Origin of the sequence: Streptomyces sp. NPDC029526 (genome assembly GCF_040637405.1) — a bacterium.
Lineage (GTDB): Bacteria > Actinomycetota > Actinomycetes > Streptomycetales > Streptomycetaceae > Streptomyces.
Genome location: NZ_JBEZWE010000010.1, coordinates 57,114 through 76,649, shown reverse-complemented (window position 1 = coordinate 76,649; position 19,536 = coordinate 57,114). Strand labels below are relative to the sequence as shown.

Genomic DNA, 19,536 nt, shown 5'->3' with positions numbered 1-19,536 from the left:
CGACAGGGTCTGGGGGCGGGGCCCGCCCGGACCCGGGCCCGCACGCACGAGCGGACGGCTCGCACGTACGGGCCGGACGGCCGCTGCGCACCGCCTGCGGGCGGCCGTGCGGGGCAGTCACCCCCGGACGGCCGCCCGCGGGCCGGTTCACGGCTCCGGGCTCCCGGTCTCGCAGACGCGGCGCGCCACGTCCCGCAGCTTGGTGTTGGTGCGCTGCGACTGGGTGCGCAGCAGCTCGAAGGCCTGCTCCTCGGTCACGTGGTGCCGGCCCATCAGGATGCCCATCGCCTCGCCGATCATGTGCCGGGTGGCGATGGCCTCCTGGAGCTGGGCGTCGGTGAGGGCGGTGGAGAAGGCGACCGCCGCGTGGGAGGCCAGCAGCCAGCCCGCCGTCTCGCTGTCCTCGGTGAACGTGCCGGGCTTGCGGGAGTACATGTTGAGGGCGCCCAGCTCCTCCTCCCGGGTGTACAGCAGGAAGCCCATCATGCTTCCCAGCCCCAGGTCCCGTGCCCGGGGCACGTAGGCGGGCCACCGTTCGGCCGGGGCGGTGAAGTCGCGGATGCGGAAGACCCGTTCGTCGAGTTCGGGGCGCGCGACGTCGAAGCACGGTCCCTCCCGGAGCCGGTCCTGGAGACGGTCGCTGTCCACCACCACCTGATCGGTGGGCGCCAGGGACCGGGCCCGGCCGCCCTCCAGGACGAGGATCCCGGCGGCCTCGCACCCCGGGACGAGCCGGACCGCCGAGTCGGTGATCTCCTCCAGGGTGGGTTCGAGCCCGGATTCCGCCAGCAGGTTCCGGGCCATGACGGCCATCTGCTGTGCGAAGTCACGCCAGTTCACCGTTGGCCTCCTGCCGGCGGGGTCAGCTCCTGCCATCCTGACACGCCCGTTGCGCACCACCGCGGCCTTCCGGAGCAGGACCGGTCCGCCCCGCGTGTCCCGGTGGCCGGGACCGTTGTCAGTGGGGGGTGCGACCCTGCCGTCATGGACGAACTGGAGTTCATGCGCGGCCGGGTCTACGGGGCGGACCACGACGACCCCGGGCCGCGCGACGGGAGGGTGTACGCCGAACTGTCGGGCGGGCCGTTGGACGGTCTGCTGCTGGACGTCACCGACCGCTCCCCGGCGGAGTTCGCGGACGGGATCGGCCTGCGCACGGAGATAGGCCGCTACGGCCCGGGTGGCCGGGCGGTGTACGTGCCGAGGGGGCCGGGCCGTGTCTTCGAGTGGCGGGGTGACCTGCCCTGAGCGGGTGCTCGGCCCGGCCCGGCGGAGCGGGGCCACCGGGCGGACGACATGCCCCGGGACGACGGGCCCAGGGGTCCCGGGCCGGTGCCGGGTGTCGGGCGCGGTGTCCCGAGGGGTACCGGGCCGCCGCCCCGGGCACACGGAGTCGTAGGGCGGCCGACACGCGTGCGGCCGGGCCGGCAGGGCGGAAAGGGGCACCATGGGACGTCTGACCGAGGCCGGGCCGGCCCTGCGCGACCGGATCGGGCAGGCCATCTTCACCCGGGTCGCCGGGCCGGACGGTCCGGACAGCCGGGCCCGCATCCACGGCACGCCCGGCCCCCGCTGGTTCGGCCCCGAACGCCCGGTGCGCAGGGTGCACGGTGACGCCTCGATGTTCATCGGCGGGCTCGCCGCCCTGCTGCACCAGTCGCTGCACCCGCTCGCCATGGCCGCCGTCGCCGGGCACTCCGGGTTCCGCGGCGACCCCTGGGGACGGCTCCAGCGCACCAGCACCTTCCTCGCCGTCACCACCTACGGCACCGCCGACAGCGCCCAGAGCGCCGTCGACCGCGTCCGGGCGGTGCACGCCACCGTGCGCGGCACCGCCGCCGACGGCCGCGCGTACCGCGCCGACGATCCCCGTCTGCTGGCCTGGGTGCACCTCGCGGAGGTCGACGCGTTCCTGCGCGCCCACCAGCGCTACGGCGCCCGCCCGCTGGACGCTGCGGGCTGCGACGCGTACGTCGCCGACATGGCGCGCATCGCCACCGCCCTCGGCGTCCCCGACCCGCCGGTCAGCCGCGCCGGACTCGCGGCCCGCCTCGCCGACTACCGCCCCGAACTGCGCGCCACCCCCGAGGCCCGCGCCACCGCCCGGTTCCTGCTGCTCAACCCGCCCGTGCCGTTCCTCGCCCGCCTCCCCTACGGCGTCCTGGCCGCCAACGCCGTGTCGCTGCTGCCGCTCTGGGCCTCCCGCGAGCTGGGGGTCCCCCGGATACCTCCCGCCGAGGGCGTCTGCGTCCGTCCCCTCGGCACGGCCGTGACCGCGGGCATCCGCTGGGCCCTGGCCCCGACCCGGGAGGGCCGCACCCCGGCGTGAGCTGGGCGCCCCTGCGCCGCTCTGCCGTGGTCCCGGGCCGCTCCGCGTGTCCCGCGCTGCTCCGCCGTGGTCCTGGGCCGTTTCGCGTGATCCCAGGGCCGCTCCTTCGCGGTCCCTGCCGTTCCGCCCGCGCCGCCGGGCGCCTCCGGTCCGGCCGCTTCCGGTCCGGGCCCCTCCGGTCCGGGCCATCTGCCGGTCTCCCGTCCTCCAGGGTCTGTCGTTCGGATCAGGCAGGGCTCGCGGGCCCCGGCACCGCGCCTCGCCGCGTTGTTCGTCGGTCGGCAGGGCTCGGCCCTGCCGCCCTCCTCCGCCTTGCGATACGGGCACCGGACCCCGCTCCCTGATCCGCCCTGATCCGTCCTGATCTGAACGAAAGACCCTGGCCGCCCGGCGCCACCGTCCGTCCGCGCCCGCGCCAGTGCCCACTGCCCCGTCCCGTTCGCGCCCGCGCCCACCGCCCCGTCCGGGCCTGAACCCGGCGTCCGGCCCGGCTCCGGCGGCACCCGTCCGGCCGGCCTTGGCAGGTGCCGCCGGTTGACGCGCCGCAGACGGGGCACTCAGTGCTGACCGAAAACCCGCCGGACACGGGAGGTCGCAGTGGCGGTTCGTCATCGCCTGATCAAAACGGACCCGCGGACCGTCTGGGAGGTCCTCTCGGACGGGAGCCGCTACGCGGAATGGGTGGTGGGCACCGCGACGACGGAACCGGAGCGGGGCCGGTGGCCGGAACTCGGCTCGGCCATCCGCTACCAGGTGCGCCTGGGGCCTCTGTCCCTGACCAACCGCACGGTCGTCCGACGCTGCGAGCCGGGCAACGACCTGGAGCTGGAGGCCAAGGCCGGCCCCCTGGGCAGCGCGCGGATCGCCATCGCCCTCAAGCCGTGGGGAGACCACACCCTCGTCGTCGTCGACGAGCACCCGCTGCGGGGCATGGGCGGCGCCGTGCACAACACCGCCGTGGAGGCGCTGATCCAGCTGCGGCACCGCTCCATGCTGGCCCGGCTGGCGGACATCTGCGAGGAGGTGGCGGCCGAGGAGGAACGCCGACGGCCGATGGGACACCTCATGGCGCCGCACAACGGCGGGGGGCCGGCCCGTGCCTGACGCCGTGGTGATCGGCGCGGGCCCCAACGGCCTGGTGGCGGCGAACCTGCTGGCGGACGCCGGATGGAGCGTCGAGGTGCTGGAGGAGCAACCGGAACCCGGCGGTGCGGCGCGCCACGACCGGGGCGTCGACCCCGACTTCGTCAGCGACCTCTTCAGCGCCTTCTACCCGCTCGCCGCGGCGTCCCCCGTCCTGGAAGGGCTGCGGCTGCACGAACACGGACTGCGCTGGCAGCACGCCCCGCACGTCCTCGCCCACCCGCTGAGCGACGGACGCTGCGCGGTCCTGGACCGCCGGGTCGACGTCACGGCCGCGTCCCTGGACACCTTCGCGCCGGGCGACGGGGCGGCCTGGGCACGGCTGCACCAGACGTGGGAGAGGCTGCGCCCCGACCTGCTGGAGGCGCTGTTCACGCCCTTCCCGCCCGTGCGGTCGGCCGCGCGCGTCGCCCTGCGGCTGCGCGCCGCCGGCGGGCTGCGCATGGCACGCACCCTGGTCCTGCCGGTGCGCCGGATGGCGGAGGAGGAGTTCGGCGGCGAAGGCGGCGGGCTGCTGCTGGCCGGCAACGCCCTGCACGCCGACCTCGCCCCGGAGGCCGCGGGCAGCGGCGGCTACGGCTGGCTGATGTCGATGCTCGGCCAGACCTACGGCTTTCCGGTGCCCGCCGGCGGGTCCGGCGCCCTCACCGGCGCCCTGGTCCGCCGCCTGGAGTCCCTCGGCGGCGTCCTGCGCTGCGGGCAGCGGGTCGAGCGGGTCCTGGTCCGCGACGGCCGGGCCGCGGGCGTGCGCACCGCGGGCGGGGAGACGGTCGCCGCCGGGCGCGCCGTGCTCGCCGACGTGGCCGTCCCCGCCCTGTACGGCGAACTCGTCGCGCCCGAGCACCTGCCCGCGCAGGTCCTGTCCGACCTGCGGCGCTTCGAGTGGGACTTCGCCACCTTCAAGGTGGACTGGGCGCTCGACGGCCCGGTGCCCTGGCAGGCCGAGCAGGCGGCGCGCGCGGGGACCGTGCACCTGTCCGACGGCGTCGACGAACTCACCCGCTTCGCCGCCCAGCTCGCCATGCGCCGGATCCCCGACCGTCCGTTCTCCCTGTTCGGTCAGATGACCACCTCGGACCCGTCCCGCTCACCCCGGGGCACCGAGTCCGCGTGGGCGTACACCCACGTACCGCACCACGTCGTGGGCGACGCGGGCGAGGAAGGGCTCACCGGGTCCTGGGACGCCCGGGAGCAGGAGATCATGGCCGACCGCGTCGAGCGGCAGGTCGAGCGGTTCGCGCCGGGCTTCCGCTCCCGCATCCGGGCCCGCCGCATCCTGGCCCCGCCCACCCTGGAGTCGCTGGACCGCAACCTGCACGGCGGCGCCATCAACGGCGGCACCGCCGCCATGCACCAGCAGCTCTTCTTCCGCCCGCTGCCCGGCACCGCCCGCCCGGAGACCCCGGTGCCCGGCCTGTACCTGGCGTCGGCGTCGGCACACCCCGGCGGTGGCGTCCACGGGGCGCCGGGCGCCAACGCGGCCCGCGCCGCCCTGCGCCGCCGGGCGGTCCCGATTCTGGCGGAGCGCCTGCTGACCCGCCGCGACCGCACCGGCCGCAAGCGCCCGGTACCGGGCCGCCGGACCCCGGGCACCTGACCGGCCCGGGTACCTGACGACGACCCACAGACGGAGGCGAGACGTATGACCGGTCACGACGACGGACCCGACCGTGCCCACCGGCGCCCCGAAGGGGTCAGCGCCGAGACGGTGGAGGCGCTCGGGGCGCTGTCCAAGGCCCTGGAGACCACCGAACGCGCCCGCGGGCACCTCTACAGCTTCCACCAGCTCACCGGCACGGCCGACCTGGAACTGGACCGGGCGGTCGAACTGCTCCACAAGGCCGGGCACCCGGACTGGGCGGAGACGGTGCGCACCCAGGTGCTGGGCCGCAACGTGATCCCCGGCCACTGGACCTTCCAGATCGTCGAGGCCTACGACGGCACCTACTACCAGCCGTTCCGCGACTTCGAGCGCGCGGCCGTCGACGAACTGGCCGACGGACGGGACCACCTGTACGAGGCCGAGATGAAGGAGGCCCGCCGCACGGCCGGCCACCCCGACCACACCGCGCGCCCCGAGACCGGTCCGGAGACCGAGACCGGAGCGAAGGAGCGCAACGACGCCGAGCGGGCGGACCCGGCGTGAGGCGGGCCGCGGGCGGCTGGTCCCTGCACGGCCGCACGGTGGTGGTGACCGGCGCGGCACGCGGCGTCGGAGCCGCGCTGGCGCGGGAGGTGTCCCGGCGCGGCGCCCGCACGGCGCTCCTCGGGCACGAGGGCGCGCCGCTGCGGGCGCTGGCCGCCGACCTGCCGGCGCCCGCCCTCGCCCACGAGGTCGACATCACCGACGACGCGGCGCTGGAGGCCGCCGCCGCGGCCGTACGGGAGCGGCTCGGGCCGCCCAGCGTGGTGGTGGCGAACGCGGGCGTCGCGGAGGGCGGCCCGTTCGCCGACTCGGATCCGGCCGACTGGCGCCGCGTGATCGAGGTCAACCTCACCGGCAGCGCGGCCACCGCCCGCACCTTCCTGCCGGACCTGCTGGCGTCACGGGGCTACTATCTCCAGGTCGCCTCGCTCGCGTCGATCGCCGCCGCCCCCATGATGAGCGCCTACTGCGCCTCCAAGGCCGGCGCCGAGTCGTTCGCCCACAGCCTGCGCGCCGAGGTCGCCCACCGCGGTGTGGACGTCGGCATCGGCTACCTGAACTGGATCGACACGGCCATGATCCGTGACGCCGACCGGTACCCGGTGATGCGGGAACTGCGCGCCCACCTGCCGCCGCCCGCCCGGCGCACGCTGTCGCCGGAACGGGCCGCCGAGCGGCTCGCCGCGGCCGTGGAGCACCGCAGCGCGGCCGTCTACCTGCCGCGCTGGCTGCGTCTGGCGCAGGCGGCGCGCGCCGCGCTGCCGCCCGTGGTGCTGTGGGCCACCCGGCGGGAACTGGGCCGGCTGGAGGCCCGGGACCCCCTGCGGCACACCGGTCTCCTGGGGGCCGGCGGCGCCGCCGACCGGGAGGCCGCCCGGCCTCGGACCTGACCCGCGGCGGCGGCGCCGGGGTCCCGCGTCAGGGCGCCGGAGCCGCCTGCCGCACCGCTCCGTGGACGGCACGCGCCAGCCTGGCCCCCCACAGCGACCGGGGCCCCGCGAACGCGACCACGTCCTCACCGGGGGAGGGGACGCGCGCGGCGACGCACACCGCGTCCGTGGGCGTGCCCGAACAGTCGTAGCCGGACTCCAGCAGGGCCTGCACCTTCGCCTCGGTGGCCGTGCTCACCGCGTTGACCAGGGCCGCGTCCCCGAGCGCCACCGGCAGCGCCACCACGATGTTGATCGTGCCCGCGGGCGCCGGGCCGTCCGTGCCCTCCCGCGCCGAGGCGGCCCAGCCGCGCACCGAGATGCCCACGGTTGCGACGGCCTCCGCGCCCCCGTCACGGCCGTGACCGTACGCCGAGACGTCCGCGGCGGTCATCAGACCCACCCCCGGCCCGCGCAGTCCCGCCTCCGCGGCGAGCGCGGCCAGGTGCCGGTCGGGATCGGTGCGCCGATAGCCGTGGGAGACCTGGGCGTTGAGGATCCACTCGCGCTCCCCGAGTCCGCCGCCGAGGACGGCGCTGCTGATCATCCGCCAGCCCGCGCCGGCGGTCCACAGCAGGGCGTGCAGGGCTTCGCCCTCCTCGACCCGGCTCAGCCGCCGCAGCGGCAGCAGTCCGTCGACGGTCGGGGGCGGCGGGGCGGCGGTCACCGGACGGTGCTCCTCGGCTGGGTCGGACAGGGCCGGCCGATCGTACGCCGGGGCGACGGCCCGGCCCCGACCGGGTCCGGTGGCCGACGCCGGCTCGGTCCTCCCCCCGTCCCCGCCGGGTCGGTCCGGCCCTGTCGGGTCGGGCCGCTTCCGCCGAGCGGGGCTGTCCCTGTCGGGTGGGGCCGTCCCTCCCTGGTCCGTCCGCTCCCGCCGGATGGGGCAGTCCCTCCCTGGTCCGACCGTGCCGGAACCGTCCACCCCGTCGGCTCCGTCTGCGCGCACCTGGGCGTCTGTCCAGCCCAGCCGGTTCGGCCCGCGCACACCTGGGCCCCCGTCCACGCCGGCAGGTCGTCTGTCCGCACCGGGTGGTCCGGCCACGGGTCCGTCCGCCCGCCCGCACCGCCCGCCGGCGGCGACCTCAGGCGGAGAGCGGAAAAACCTGGGCAACGGGGAAGGGACGTGGCACGATCGCAGAAGTGACCAGCAGACCCCCCGTACCGCAGCAGCACCTGAAGGACCTCGCCCGGCTGCGCCGCGTCCGCGACCGGATCGACCGGGAGTACGCGCGTCCCCTGGACGTCGAGGCCCTGGCCCGCGGCGTGCACATGTCGGCCGGGCACCTCAGCCGCCAGTTCCGCCTCGCCTACGGCGAATCGCCCTACAGCTACCTGATGACGCGGCGGGTCGAACGGGCCATGGCGCTCCTGCGCATCGGCGAGCTCAGCGTCACCGAGGTCTGCTTCGAGGTCGGCTGTGCGTCGCTGGGCACCTTCAGCACGCGCTTCACCGAACTCGTCGGGATGCCGCCCAGCGTGTACCGGCGCGAGGCGGCCCGTGCCACCGCGGGGATCCCGTCGTGCGTGGCCAAGCAGGTGACCCGACCGGTCAGGAATCGAGAAGCGCGCACCACCACCGACGCCTAGCGTGGGGGCCATGGACATCACCATTCACTCGAGCTTCCTTCCGCACGACGACCCGGACGCCGCCCTCGGCTTCTACCGGGACGTCCTCGGCTTCGAGGTCCGCAACGACGTCGGGTACGAGGGGATGCGCTGGATCACGGTCGGCCCCGTGGGACAGCCGGGCACGTCCATCGTGCTGCACCCGCCGGCCGCCGACCCCGGCGTCACCGACGACGAGCGCCGCGTCATCGCCGAGATGATGGCCAAGGGCACCTACGGCGGCATCATCCTGGCTACCCGCGACCTCGACGGCACCTTCGAGAAACTCCAGGCCGGTGACACCGAAGTGGTCCAGGAACCGACCGAACAGCCGTACGGTGTACGTGACTTCGCGGTGCGGGATCCCGCGGGCAACATGGTCCGCGTCCAAGAGGTGCGCTGACGGCCGTCCGGCCGCGCGGTCGCCCGCCCCGTGCCCGCGCGCCGCGTCGGCGGGGCGCGGGCGACCGCGGACAGTCACCGATCCGCACGGCCCGACCGAGCCGGGCGTTCCAGGGGGCCGAGGGGCGGCCCCGTCTCACCGACGGAGAGCACATGACCAGCACGGGGAAGAACAAGCGGCCGTCCGAGCCGCACGCCGCCGACCGCCACGACCTGATCCGGGTGCACGGCGCGCGGGAGAACAACCTGAAGGACGTCAGCGTCGAACTCCCCAAACGCCGCCTGACGGTGTTCACCGGAGTGTCCGGCTCGGGCAAGAGTTCCCTGGTGTTCGACACCATCGCCGCCGAGTCGCAGCGCATGATCAACGAGACCTACAGCGCGTTCCTCCAGGGCTTCATGCCCACCCTGGCGCGACCCGAGGTCGACGTACTGGACGGGCTGACCACGGCGATCACCGTCGACCAGCAGCGCATGGGCTCCGACCCGCGCTCCACCGTCGGCACCGCCACCGACGCCAACGCCATGCTGCGGATCCTCTTCAGCCGCCTGGGCAAGCCCTACATCGGCCCGCCGAGCGCGTTCTCCTTCAACACCGCCTCCGTCACGGCCAGCGGCGGCATGACGGTCGACCGCGGCGCCGACAGGACGAAGACCGAGAAGGTCACCTTCAGCCGCACCGGCGGCATGTGCACCCACTGCGAGGGCCGGGGCACCGTCTCCGACATCGACCTCGCCCAGCTCTACGACGACTCCAAGTCGCTCTCCCAGGACCCGTTCACCATCCCCACCTACACCGGGGACGGCTGGGTCGTACGCGTCATCGCCGAGTCGGGCTTCTTCGACGTGGACAAGCCGATCCGCAAGTACACCAAGAAGGAGATGCACGACTTCCTGTACCGCGAGCCGACCAAGGTGAAGATCAGCGGGGCCAACCTCACCTACGAGGGGCTGATCCCCAAGCTCCAGAAGTCCATGCTCAGCAAGGACCGGGAGGCGATGCAGCCGCACATCCGGGCCTTCGTCGACCGGGCCGTCACCTTCACCACCTGCCCCGAGTGCGACGGCACCCGGCTCACCGCGGGCGCACGGTCGTCGAAGATCGGCAAGATGTCCATCGCGGACGCCTGCGCGATGGAGATCAGGGACCTGGCCGAGTGGGTCCGCGGGCTCGACGAGCCGTCCGTGGCACCGCTGCTCACCGCGCTGCGCCACACCCTCGACTCGTTCGTGGAGATCGGCCTGGGCTACCTCTCCCTCGACCGCGCCTCGGGCACCCTGTCCGGCGGCGAGGCGCAGCGCGTCAAGATGATCCGGCACCTCGGCTCCTCGCTCACCGACGTCACCTACGTCTTCGACGAGCCCACCATCGGACTGCACCCGCACGACATCCAGCGCATGAACAACCTGCTCCTGCGCCTGCGCGACAAGGGCAACACGGTGCTCGTGGTCGAGCACAAGCCCGAGGCCATCGCGATCGCCGACCACGTCGTCGACCTCGGCCCCGGCGCCGGCACCGAGGGCGGCACCGTCTGCTACGAGGGCACCGTGGAGGGCCTGCGGGCCAGCGACACCGTCACCGGCCGCCACCTCGACGACCGGGTCGCCCTGAAGGAGACCGTCCGCGAACCCACCGGCAAGCTGCCCATCCGCGGCGCCACCGCCAACAACCTGCGCGACGTCGGCGTCGACATCCCCCTGGGCGTGCTCACCGTGGTCACCGGTGTCGCCGGCTCCGGGAAGAGCTCCCTGGTGCACGGCTCGATCCCCGCCGAGGAAGGGGTCGTCGCGGTCGACCAGACGCCCATCCGCGGCTCCCGGCGGAGCAACCCGGCCACCTACACCGGACTGCTCGACCCGATCCGCAAGGCGTTCGCCAAGGCCAACGGAGTCAAGCCCGCCCTGTTCAGCGCCAACTCCGAGGGCGCCTGCCCGACCTGCAACGGCGCCGGCGTGCTCTTCACCGACCTGGGCATGATGGCCGGCGTCTCCACCACCTGCGAGGACTGCGAGGGCAAGCGGTTCGACGCGTCGGTCCTGGAGTACCGCTTCGGCGGCCGGGACATCAGCGAGGTGCTGGCGATGCCGGTGTCCGAGGCCGTGGAGTTCTTCGGCTCCGGCGAGGCACGCACCCCGGCCGCGCACCGGATCCTCGAGCGGCTCGCCGACGTCGGTCTCGGCTACCTCACCCTGGGCCAGCCGCTCACCACGCTGTCCGGCGGCGAGCGGCAGCGCCTGAAGCTGGCCACGCACATGGGTGACAAGGGCGGCGTCTACGTCCTGGACGAGCCGACCACCGGCCTCCACCTCGCCGACGTCCAGCAACTGCTCGGACTGCTGGACCGGTTGGTGGACTCCGGCAAGACCGTGATCGTCATCGAGCACCACCAGGCCGTGATGGCCCACGCCGACTGGATCATCGACCTCGGCCCCGGAGCGGGCCACGACGGCGGCCGGATCGTCTTCGAGGGCACCCCGGCCGACCTGGTCGCCGCCCGCTCCACCCTCACCGGCGAGCACCTCGCCGCGTACGTGGGAGCCTGACCGGCCGCGGCCCGGCGCTCCGCGGAGCGCCGGGCCTGCCGGAGAGGGGGGGACGAGCCCCCGGTGGGCGCGGTCAGCGGTGACCGCCGCCCCGGAACCGGCTCAGCAGCCGGCGGGCCTGCTGTCGGCGGCGGGGGTCGGCGGCGGCCCGTCGGGCCTGCTCGGCGGCGCGCCGTCCCTGGGGGCTCCGGCTGAACTCCTTGATGCGCTGCAGCATGCTCGGCATGGGCTGCTCCTTTCGAGGTCCGGGGGACGCCCTGGTCCCCGCACGGACCGGATACCCCCGCAGGCCATGGTCAGCCCCGGAGTGTTCGCCCGGCCCTGCCCACGGGAGCGAACCGGACCCGCGAACCGAGCGCATGCACCGGACCCGCTGAAGCGAGCGCACGCACGGGACCAGCCCCGCCGGACCGAGGGCACGCTCAGCACCGGCCCCGCCGGACCGGGAGCACGCACAGCACCGGTCCCGCCGGACCGAGCGCACACGGGACCGGCCCCGCCGACCCCGAGCAGACAGGTCCGGCCCGGCTGAGCGGGGCCCGGGGCCCCGGAGCCCTGAGCCGCGCGGTGGGGGAGGGGCCGGGCCGGACCCGAGCAGACGGGAACACGGCCCGGCGAGGCGCGGTGCCGGAGCCCGCGCCCCGGACGTGACCGGGACGCGGGTCTCCCACGCCCCCGGCCCGCCGGCCGGGCCGTCCGGACACCGTCCCCGTCCCTGCGGCCCTGGGCGCAGTGTTCCGTCCGGCCCCGGGGGGCGCGACGACCCGCCCGTCCGCGAAGTCCCGTCCCGCCGCCGGACGTTCGCGCCCGGAGCCCGGAGCCCGGAGCCCGGAGGCCCGGAGGCCCGGAGGCCCGGAGGCCCGGAGGCCCGGAGCCCCGAAGCCCGGAAGCCCGGAGCCCTTCGCGCAGTCCCTCCCGGCCCCGCAGAGCCCCTCCCAGCCCCTCCCAGCCCCTCCCAGTCCCTTCCAGCCCTTCGGGGCACTCCGCAGCCCCGTCCGCCGGACGGATTGTCACCCGGAGTGTTTGCCGCGGGAGTCCGAGGCAAGTCGGAGTTCCATGAGTGAACAGAGCAAGAACACACGGCAGAAGTCCACTTCGACCCGGACCGCGGCCGACAAGGCCCGGCAGACGGCGGACAAGGCGACCGCGCCGGCCGCCGACGCCGCCAAGGGAACCACGGCCAAGGCCGGTGACGCTGCCAAGGGCGCCGCCGCCAAGGCCGGTGACGCCACGTCGGCCGTCGCGGCCGGTACCGAGCGCGTCGCCGCGGTGACCAACGGGGCCGTGCAGTCCGCGGCCAAGGGCGTCGAGGCCGGCCGCCGCGCGGTGGTGGCCACCACCGGCCAGGTCGCCGCCGGCGCCAAGACCGCCTGGACGGTCGTCGCCCACCGCAAGCTGGTCGCCGCGGGCGTCGGCGCCGGGCTCACCGCGCTGAGCGCCGCGTCGTACGCCGTGGGCCGGCGCGCCGGGCGTCACACGCAGGGCCCGCTGACCCGGATGACCGGCGGACGCATCTGACCCGGGCCGACGGCACCGGGCCCGGGCGCGGCGGCGACGCCGTACCGGTGCCCGGGTCCCGCGGCCCGGCCGCCGGGGCCGACGGGAGCGGCCGGCCGCCGGCCCTACTCGCGCGTCGGCGTCCCGAAGAGGAAAGATGTGTCCGCAAGCGAAGGATGCGACCCCTGCGGAGGAGTGGGCACATGCAGCACGAGCGAGCCGGCGGCCCGGCCGGCCCCGAGGATCTCGTCGACGTCGCTCGGCTGGTCACGGCGTACTACGCGGTGCGCCCCGACGCCGAGGACCCGGCCCAGCGGGTGGCGTTCGGCACGTCGGGACACCGCGGTTCGTCCCTGGCCGGCGCGTTCAACGACGACCACATCGCCGCGACCAGCCAGGCCATCTGCGAGTACCGGGCGCACCGGGGCACCGACGGCCCCCTCTACCTGGGCGCCGACACCCACGCGCTGTCCGAGCCGGCGCGGGTCACCGCACTGGAGGTGTTCGCCGCCAACGGGGTCACGGTGCTCATCGACAGCACCGACGGTTACACGCCGACCCCGGCCGTCTCGCACGCCATCCTCACCCACAACCGGGGCCGCACCGGTGGCCTCGCCGACGGCGTCGTCGTCACGCCGTCCCACAACCCGCCCGCCGACGGTGGCTTCAAGTACAACCCGCCCAGCGGCGGCCCGGCCGGGTCCGAGGCCACCACCTGGATCCAGGACCGGGCCAACGCGATCATCCGGGACGGCCTGAAGGACGTCCGCCGCATCCCCTACGCGCGCGCCCTCGCCGCCGACGGCACCGGCCGCCACGACTTCCTCGGCAGCTACGTCGCGGACCTGCCGAACGTGCTGGACCTCGACGCGATCCGCGCGGCCGGGGTGCGGATCGGGGCCGACCCGCTCGGCGGCGCGTCCGTCGCCTACTGGGGCCGGATCGCCGAGGAGCACCGCCTCGACCTGACGGTCGTCAATCCGCTGACCGATCCCACCTGGCGCTTCATGACCCTGGACTGGGATGGGAAGATCCGGATGGACTGCTCCTCGCCGCACGCCATGGCGTCCCTCATCCGGCAGCGCAACCGCTTCGACATCGCCACCGGCAACGACGCCGACGCCGACCGGCACGGCATCGTCACCCCGGACGCCGGCCTGATGAACCCCAACCACTACCTCGCCACGGCGATCGGCCACCTCTACACCCACCGTCCCGAGTGGCCGTCGGCGGCCGGCATCGGCAAGACGCTGGTGTCCTCCGCGATGATCGACCGGGTGGCGGCCGACCTGAAGCGCGAACTGGTCGAGGTGCCCGTCGGCTTCAAGTGGTTCGTGGACGGGCTGGCCGACGGCACCCTCGGTTTCGGCGGCGAGGAGTCGGCCGGGGCCTCCTTCCTGCGGCGGGACGGCTCGGTGTGGACGACCGACAAGGACGGCATCATCCTGGCGCTGCTCGCCTCCGAGATCACGGCCGTCACCGGCCGCACGCCGTCCGAGCACTACACCGCCCTCACCGCCCGGTTCGGGGAACCCGCCTACGAGCGCATCGACGCCCCGGCGACCCGGGAGGAGAAGGCCCGCCTGGCGAAGCTGTCACCGGCCCAGGTCACCGCGGACACCCTGGCCGGTGAGGCCGTGACCGCCGTCCTGACGGAGGCACCCGGCAACGGAGCGGCCATCGGCGGCATCAAGGTCACCACGGAGAACGCCTGGTTCGCGGCGCGGCCCTCGGGCACCGAGGACGTGTACAAGATCTACGCCGAGTCCTTCCGGGGCACCGACCACCTCCGCCGGGTCCAGGAGGAGGCGAAGTCGGTGGTGCTGGCCGCACTCGGCGGCTGAGCCACCGTCCGTGGCACCGCGACCGCACGCCGAGCCCGCGGTCCCGCCCCGGTCAGCCGGGCTGGACCGCGGGCGTGGCCGGGGACGCGGAACGCGAACCGGTCGGCAGCGACGTCGTCGCCGGAAGCTCCACGGGCGCCTCCTCGGACTGCTGCAGGATCGTGTCCCCGGGGCGTTCCTGACGGGGCGTCGCACCGGTGGACCACTGCGACCAGGCGCCCAGGGCCAGCGCGAACGCGGCGGCGGCGCCCACCACCCGGCCGACCCGGCGGCGCCGGGCCCGGTCGTCCAGGTTCCGCCAGGAGGGGCCCTCCCAGGGGTCGTCCGGATGCCACAGGTCCCCGACGGCCTCCGCCGGGCGCCGCCCGCGCCGGGCCGTCTCCCGGGCCGCCGCCGGGCGGGGCCAGGGGGCCGCGGCCCGCTGCACGGCCGAGGGTTCCTTCGGCGCGGAAGCCCGGATGGCGTGCTCGTCGTCCATGAGGAACCGCTGCCAGACGTCGTCGGGCAGCGACGGCGCGGGCTCCCGCCCGTCCGGCGTCCCGCCGTCGTCGTCCGGCCTCTGCGCGGTCACGTCCGTCGCTCCCTCTCGTGTGCGGAGGTCCGCCGGTCACCCCGCAGGCCCCCAGCGCCCCTGAACACCGCAAGGATCATCGCACAGGGCGACGACGGGTCCGGCGGAACCTGCCGGCTCCCGGTCCGGCACGGGAGATCCTACGGATTCGAGCGCGTGAGGGCACGGCCTGCGCCCGTGCGGCGCTGGGTGGTTGCCGCCCGCTGGACGGCGGGGGAGCGGCCGGGGGAGCGGACCCGGAGGCCGGCGGCCCGCTTGCAGGACCGCGAAGAACATGACCGGGTGCGGACTCGGGGGGCGGACTCGATCGGATAAAGACCGGTGCCGGGCGTCCCGGGCCGCGGCCGGCCTTTGCATAGTCTCAGGAGGGGAGAAGGACGCCCGCGCCGGAAGCGGGAGGTTCTCGAGCGCCTCGACGTCGCGGGAGCAGGGGATGACCGACACCAAGCCGCCACCGGCCCAGACGGCGCTGGCCCTGACGCCGTTCGTGGTGATGGCGGTGATCGCGGTCATGGACCTCACGGCCGGCCCGGGGGTGGGGCTGCTCCCGCTGGTGTCGCTGGGCCCGGCCTTCGCGGGCCTGGTGGGCGGCTGGCGCAGGACCGCCGTGATCGGCGCGCTGGCCCTGCTCCTGTGCGTCGGCCTCGGCCTGTTCAACGGGCTGTTCGCGGAACGCCGGGGCTTCGCGGCGATGGGATCGGTGGCCGGCGTCACCGGCGTCGGTATCGCCGCCGCCGTGATGCGCTCCCGGCGGGAGGCGGAACTCGCGAGCGTGCGCTCGATCGCTGAGGTGTCGCAGCGGGTACTGCTGCGTCCCGTCCCGCTGACCGCGGGCCCGGTCCAGGTCGCGGTGTCCTACACCTCCGCCGTCGCGGAGGCCCGGATCGGCGGCGACCTCTACGAGGTGGTGTCCTCGCCGCACGGCGTCCGCGTCGTCGTCGGCGACGTCCAGGGCAAGGGCCTGGCCGCCGTGGAGACGGCGGCCGTGGTGCTCGGCGCCTTCCGCGAGGCCGCCCATGACGAACCGGACCTCCTCGGGCTGGGGGCGCGCGTGGAGCGCAGCGTGGCGCGGGAGTTGGAGGGCGAGCGCTTCGTCACCGCGGTGCTCGCCGAGATCCGTGCCGACCAGGAGGTCGTCCTGCTCAACTACGGTCACCCCGCCCCGATGCTGGTCCGGCGAGACGGCGGCGCCGACTTCCCCGAGCCGCCCGCCCCGGCGCTGCCGCTCGGGCTCGGCCCGCTGGCCGCTCCGGACGACGGACCGCAGCCGTACCGGGTCCGGTTCGCGCCCGGCGAGCAACTCCTGCTGTACACCGACGGCGTCACCGAGGCCCGCGACGCCGACGGCCGCTTCTACCCGCTGGCCGAGCGCACCCACCTGCTCAAGGAGCCGGACATCCACCGGGCGTTGGAGGCGCTGCGCGAGGACCTCGTCCAGCACGCGGCGGGCCCGCCCGGTGACGACGCCGCGATGCTCCTGCTGCGCTACCACGGGCACGGCGGCCCGCCCATCGATACCCGTGAGCGGGCCGCCGCGGGGGCGCGGCCCCGGCCGGGGGACGACGGGACGGAGGTCGCCGCCGACGCGCACGGTCCGGACGGCAGATGAACGCCCTGGCGTCCCAAGCACCCCGGACGGCGGACCAGCACCCAAACGGCAGACCAGCACCCCGGGCGTCATGAACACCACCGGACGACGCGGCCTCGCGGGCCGACGACGCGGTGGACCCCGTGGGACTGTCCTGACGCGGGCCGGACGCCCGTCGGAGCGCGGACCGTCCGCGGCCGCCGTCGCACCCTCCCGGCCCGGTGCGGCGGTTCGCCGCCCCCTCAAATACGCATGTTACGTTCATCTTTACGCGCGGCCGGACACGCTCCGGCGGACCGGACACACGGGATCGGACACACGGGACGGGTGGACCAGATGACGGCAGAAGGCGACGACATCCCGGTGCCGCCCCGTGACGCCGTCCCGCTCCCGAGGATCCTCGCCGACACGGCCGCCCTGGCCGCACTCGACGACGCCCCGGCCGGTGCCCTGTGGCGGCTGGCCGAGTCCGGCCGTCAGCTCGACGCGAACGTCGTGCGCATCCCTCCCGGACAGCGCGTCGACACCCACCGCGAACCCGACCTGGACGTCCTGCTGCTGGTGCTCGCCGGCAGCGGCACCCTCACCGCCCCCGACGGCACGCACTCCCTCCGGCAGGGCAGCCTCACCTGGCTGCCGCACGGCTCCACCCGCTCCCTCGCCGCCGACACCGCCGGACTGACGTACCTGACCGTCCACCGCCGCCGGCCCGGCATGCGCATCCAGCGGTCCGCTCCCGGTTCTCCCGCCCCCGCCTCGCCCGGCCCCGCCGGGGACACGAACTGATAACAACAGACAACGCCCGACCCGCCGATGCGGTCTTGCCCGCCATGAAGATCTCCTTTCTGATCCACAACGCTTACGGGATCGGGGGGACGATCAGCACCACGTTCAACCTGGCCGCCGCGCTGGCCGGCCGGCACGACGTGGAGATCGTCTCCGTCTTACGGCACCGGGAGCACCCGAACCTCACCCCGGGTCCCGGTGTCGCCCTGCGGGCCCTGGTGGACCTGAGACGGGAACGGGACCACCCCCTGCACGTCAGACCCGCCGCCGTCTATCCGGCCTCCGAGTACCGGTACCGCCAGTACAGCGAACTGACGGACCAGCGGATCGCGGAGAGCCTCGCCACCACCGACGCCGACGTGATCATCGGCACCCGGCCGGGACTCAACGTGCACCTCGCGCTCCAGGCCCCCGAGCGGGTCGCCCGGGTCGGCCAGGAGCACCTCACCCTCGCCCACCACCCGCCGCGGCTGCGGACCGCGCTGCGCCGCGCCTACCGCTCCCTCGACGTGCTCACCACGGTCACCGAGGCGGACGCCGAGGCCTACCGGCGCCGCATGCGACTGCCCGGCGTCCTCGTGGAGGCGCTGCCCAACAGCGTCCCCGACCCCGTGCTGCCGCCCGCCGACGGCACCGCGAAAGTCGTCGTCGCGGCCGGGCGACTGGTCCCGGTCAAGCGCTACGACCTGCTCATCGAGGCGTTCGCCCGCGTCGCGGCGGAGTTCCCCGACTGGCAGCTGCGCATCTACGGCAAGGGCGAGGAACAGGACCGGCTGCGCTCCCTCATCGAGCGACGCGGCCTGTGGAACAACGTGTTCCTGATGGGCGCCGTCAGCGCGATGGAGGCCGAGTGGGTCAAGGGCTCGATCGGGGCGGCCGCCGCCGACTTCGAGTCCTTCGGGATGACCCTGGTGGAGGCGATGCGCTGCGGACTGCCCGTGGTCAGCACCGACTGCCCGCACGGCCCGCGCGAGATCGTCTCCGACGGGGTCGACGGACGGCTCGTGCCGGCCGGCGACGCCGACGCGCTCGCCGCGGCCCTGCTGGACCTCGTACGGGACGGTGAACGCCGCCGCCGCATGGGCAGGGCCGCCCTCGCCCAGGCCGGACGGTACGCCCCGGGGCCCGTCGTGGAGCGGGCGGAACGCCTCCTGCGCGCGGCGACGGAGGCCCGCGCCGACGGCCGCCGTCCCGCTGCGGGCCGGGGCGGCCCGCGCCGCGCCCTCCTCGGCCACGGCCACGCCGTGCGCGACCTCACCCGCACCGCCGCCTCCACCGCGCTGCGCACCCTGCGGAAGGGACACCGATGACCGGCCCGAGCACCGACCTCCACCCCCGCGCCGACTGCACGGCCGACGCCGACGGCCGCCTCACCTTCGCGCTGCTCGCCCCCGTGCCGGACGGTGCCCGCCCCGCCCTGGTCCGGCGGCCCGGCAAGGGCCGCCCCGAGGGCGAGCCGCACCTGCTCACCCCCGGACCGGTCACGGACGACGGCCGCCCCACCGCCGTACTGCCCCCGCTGCCCGCGCTCCGGGAAGGCCGCTGGGACGTGTTCCTGCTGACCGGCCCGGACGGCGCCCGGCTGCGTGTGCGGCCCCGGCTTCGGGACGTGCGGGCGCTCGTCGACGGCGCCCTGCGCGACCGGACGGCACCGGTGGCGGTCCGCGTCCCGTACACCACCCGGGACGGCTACCTCGCCGTCCGGGCCTGGCTGCGCCCCGCGCACGCGGAGGGCGGCCCGGTCGCGCTCGACGACCGGGCGCTGACCGTGCGGGCCCGGCTCCACGGTGCCGAACCCGGCGCCGGGGCCGCCGCCGTGCTGCGGCTGCGCGGGCACCCCGGCACCGTGCGCGTCCTGCCGGTGGACGTCGACGGCCGGGACGTCTCCTTCACCGTGCCCCATCCGGAACCGGTGGACGGCGGTGACCACGTGTGGGACGTGTTCGTACGGCCCGCCGAGGACGCTCCGCCCATCCGGGTCGGCCGTCTGCTCGACGACCTCGCGGACCGCAAACACGTGCACGTGTACCCGCGGGTCACGCACCGCGGGGCCGGGGTGCGGCCCTACTACACCGTCGACAACGACCTGTCGGTCGCGGTGACCCGGGCGGCCGACGGGTGACGGCCCGTCACTCGGGGACAGGGGCCC

Annotated in this window: 19 protein-coding genes; 15 read left to right on the top strand and 4 right to left on the bottom strand. The window is 75.3% G+C overall.

Going from position 1 to position 19,536, the window contains the following annotated elements; all coding sequences use genetic code 11:
- Positions 1-147 precede the first annotated feature (147 nt).
- Positions 148-840 (bottom strand): GAF and ANTAR domain-containing protein, encoded by a 693-nt coding sequence (locus tag AB0F01_RS21260; protein ID WP_362097884.1) that lies wholly within the window; start codon positions 838-840, stop codon positions 148-150.
- Between the two features lie 144 nt (positions 841-984).
- Between AB0F01_RS21260 and AB0F01_RS21255 the strand changes: the two genes are divergently transcribed.
- The 6 genes from AB0F01_RS21255 to AB0F01_RS21230 all read left to right on the top strand — a co-directional run bounded on the left by AB0F01_RS21255 (position 985) and on the right by AB0F01_RS21230 (position 6,508).
- Positions 985-1,248 (top strand): hypothetical protein, encoded by a 264-nt coding sequence (locus tag AB0F01_RS21255; RefSeq protein ID WP_362097882.1) that lies wholly within the window; start codon positions 985-987, stop codon positions 1,246-1,248.
- A 199-nt stretch (positions 1,249-1,447) separates the two neighbouring features.
- The gene (locus AB0F01_RS21250; protein ID WP_362097879.1) at positions 1,448-2,329 is read left to right on the top strand and encodes an oxygenase MpaB family protein; all 882 of its coding nucleotides are present in this window, start codon (positions 1,448-1,450) and stop codon (positions 2,327-2,329) included.
- A 597-nt stretch (positions 2,330-2,926) separates the two neighbouring features.
- Positions 2,927-3,433 (top strand): SRPBCC family protein, encoded by a 507-nt coding sequence (locus tag AB0F01_RS21245; RefSeq protein WP_362097876.1) that lies wholly within the window; start codon positions 2,927-2,929, stop codon positions 3,431-3,433.
- A complete protein-coding gene (locus AB0F01_RS21240) occupies positions 3,426-5,069 on the top strand; it encodes an NAD(P)/FAD-dependent oxidoreductase (protein ID WP_362097873.1) in 1,644 nt (547 codons plus the stop codon). The genes AB0F01_RS21245 and AB0F01_RS21240 overlap by 8 nt, the downstream gene beginning before the upstream one ends.
- 45 nt (positions 5,070-5,114) lie before the next feature.
- Positions 5,115-5,618, top strand: coding sequence for a hypothetical protein (locus AB0F01_RS21235; protein ID WP_362097870.1), 504 nt, complete (start codon positions 5,115-5,117; stop codon positions 5,616-5,618).
- Positions 5,615-6,508 carry an SDR family oxidoreductase gene (locus AB0F01_RS21230; protein ID WP_362097867.1) on the top strand — a complete coding sequence of 298 codons (894 nt, stop codon included), beginning with the start codon at positions 5,615-5,617 and terminating at the stop codon, positions 6,506-6,508. The genes AB0F01_RS21235 and AB0F01_RS21230 overlap by 4 nt, the downstream gene beginning before the upstream one ends.
- Positions 6,509-6,536: 28 nt before the next feature.
- Here the strand turns inward: AB0F01_RS21230 and AB0F01_RS21225 are convergent, their stop codons facing one another.
- A complete protein-coding gene (locus AB0F01_RS21225; RefSeq protein WP_362097864.1) occupies positions 6,537-7,214 on the bottom strand; it encodes an adenosylcobinamide amidohydrolase in 678 nt (225 codons plus the stop codon).
- Between the two features lie 476 nt (positions 7,215-7,690).
- Between AB0F01_RS21225 and AB0F01_RS21220 the strand changes: the two genes are divergently transcribed.
- From AB0F01_RS21220 to AB0F01_RS21210, 3 genes are all read left to right on the top strand, one after another.
- Complete coding sequence (locus AB0F01_RS21220) at positions 7,691-8,137, top strand: helix-turn-helix transcriptional regulator (RefSeq protein WP_362097861.1); 447 nt, start codon at positions 7,691-7,693, stop codon at positions 8,135-8,137.
- A gap of 10 nt (positions 8,138-8,147) precedes the next feature.
- Entirely contained in the window at positions 8,148-8,558 is a 411-nt protein-coding gene (locus tag AB0F01_RS21215) for a VOC family protein (protein ID WP_362097858.1), read from the top strand.
- A 152-nt stretch (positions 8,559-8,710) separates the two neighbouring features.
- Positions 8,711-11,101, top strand: a complete 2,391-nt coding sequence (locus tag AB0F01_RS21210) for an excinuclease ABC subunit UvrA (RefSeq protein ID WP_362097855.1) — start codon at positions 8,711-8,713, stop codon at positions 11,099-11,101.
- Positions 11,102-11,174: 73 nt separating this feature from the next.
- On the opposite strand, the gene AB0F01_RS21205 is transcribed toward AB0F01_RS21210, so the two are convergent.
- Entirely contained in the window at positions 11,175-11,327 is a 153-nt protein-coding gene (locus AB0F01_RS21205; RefSeq protein WP_362097852.1) for a hypothetical protein, read from the bottom strand.
- An 830-nt stretch (positions 11,328-12,157) separates the two neighbouring features.
- Here AB0F01_RS21205 and AB0F01_RS21200 point away from each other — a divergent pair.
- Positions 12,158-12,619 carry a hypothetical protein gene (locus tag AB0F01_RS21200; RefSeq protein ID WP_362097849.1) on the top strand — a complete coding sequence of 154 codons (462 nt, stop codon included), beginning with the start codon at positions 12,158-12,160 and terminating at the stop codon, positions 12,617-12,619.
- A gap of 182 nt (positions 12,620-12,801) precedes the next feature.
- Positions 12,802-14,442, top strand: coding sequence for a phosphoglucomutase (alpha-D-glucose-1,6-bisphosphate-dependent) (gene pgm / locus AB0F01_RS21195; protein WP_362097846.1), 1,641 nt, complete (start codon positions 12,802-12,804; stop codon positions 14,440-14,442).
- Positions 14,443-14,494: 52 nt separating this feature from the next.
- Here pgm and AB0F01_RS21190 read toward each other — a convergent pair whose 3' ends face one another.
- A complete protein-coding gene (locus tag AB0F01_RS21190) occupies positions 14,495-15,013 on the bottom strand; it encodes a hypothetical protein (RefSeq protein WP_362097844.1) in 519 nt (172 codons plus the stop codon).
- 433 nt (positions 15,014-15,446) lie between these two features.
- On the opposite strand from AB0F01_RS21190, the gene AB0F01_RS21185 reads away from it, so the two are divergent.
- From AB0F01_RS21185 to AB0F01_RS21170, 4 genes are all read left to right on the top strand, one after another.
- Positions 15,447-16,622, top strand: coding sequence for a PP2C family protein-serine/threonine phosphatase (locus AB0F01_RS21185; protein WP_362097841.1), 1,176 nt, complete (start codon positions 15,447-15,449; stop codon positions 16,620-16,622).
- A gap of 315 nt (positions 16,623-16,937) precedes the next feature.
- A complete protein-coding gene (locus AB0F01_RS21180) occupies positions 16,938-17,387 on the top strand; it encodes an AraC family ligand binding domain-containing protein (RefSeq protein WP_362097839.1) in 450 nt (149 codons plus the stop codon).
- Between the two features lie 44 nt (positions 17,388-17,431).
- Positions 17,432-18,697: a glycosyltransferase family 4 protein gene (locus AB0F01_RS21175; RefSeq protein ID WP_362097836.1), complete on the top strand. Its 1,266-nt coding sequence runs from the start codon at positions 17,432-17,434 to the stop codon at positions 18,695-18,697.
- On the top strand, positions 18,694-19,509 hold the full coding sequence (locus AB0F01_RS21170; protein ID WP_362097833.1) for a transferase: 816 nt from the start codon (positions 18,694-18,696) through the stop codon (positions 19,507-19,509). Before AB0F01_RS21175 ends, AB0F01_RS21170 begins: the two co-directional genes overlap by 4 nt.
- The last annotated feature ends 27 nt before the right edge of the window (positions 19,510-19,536 follow it).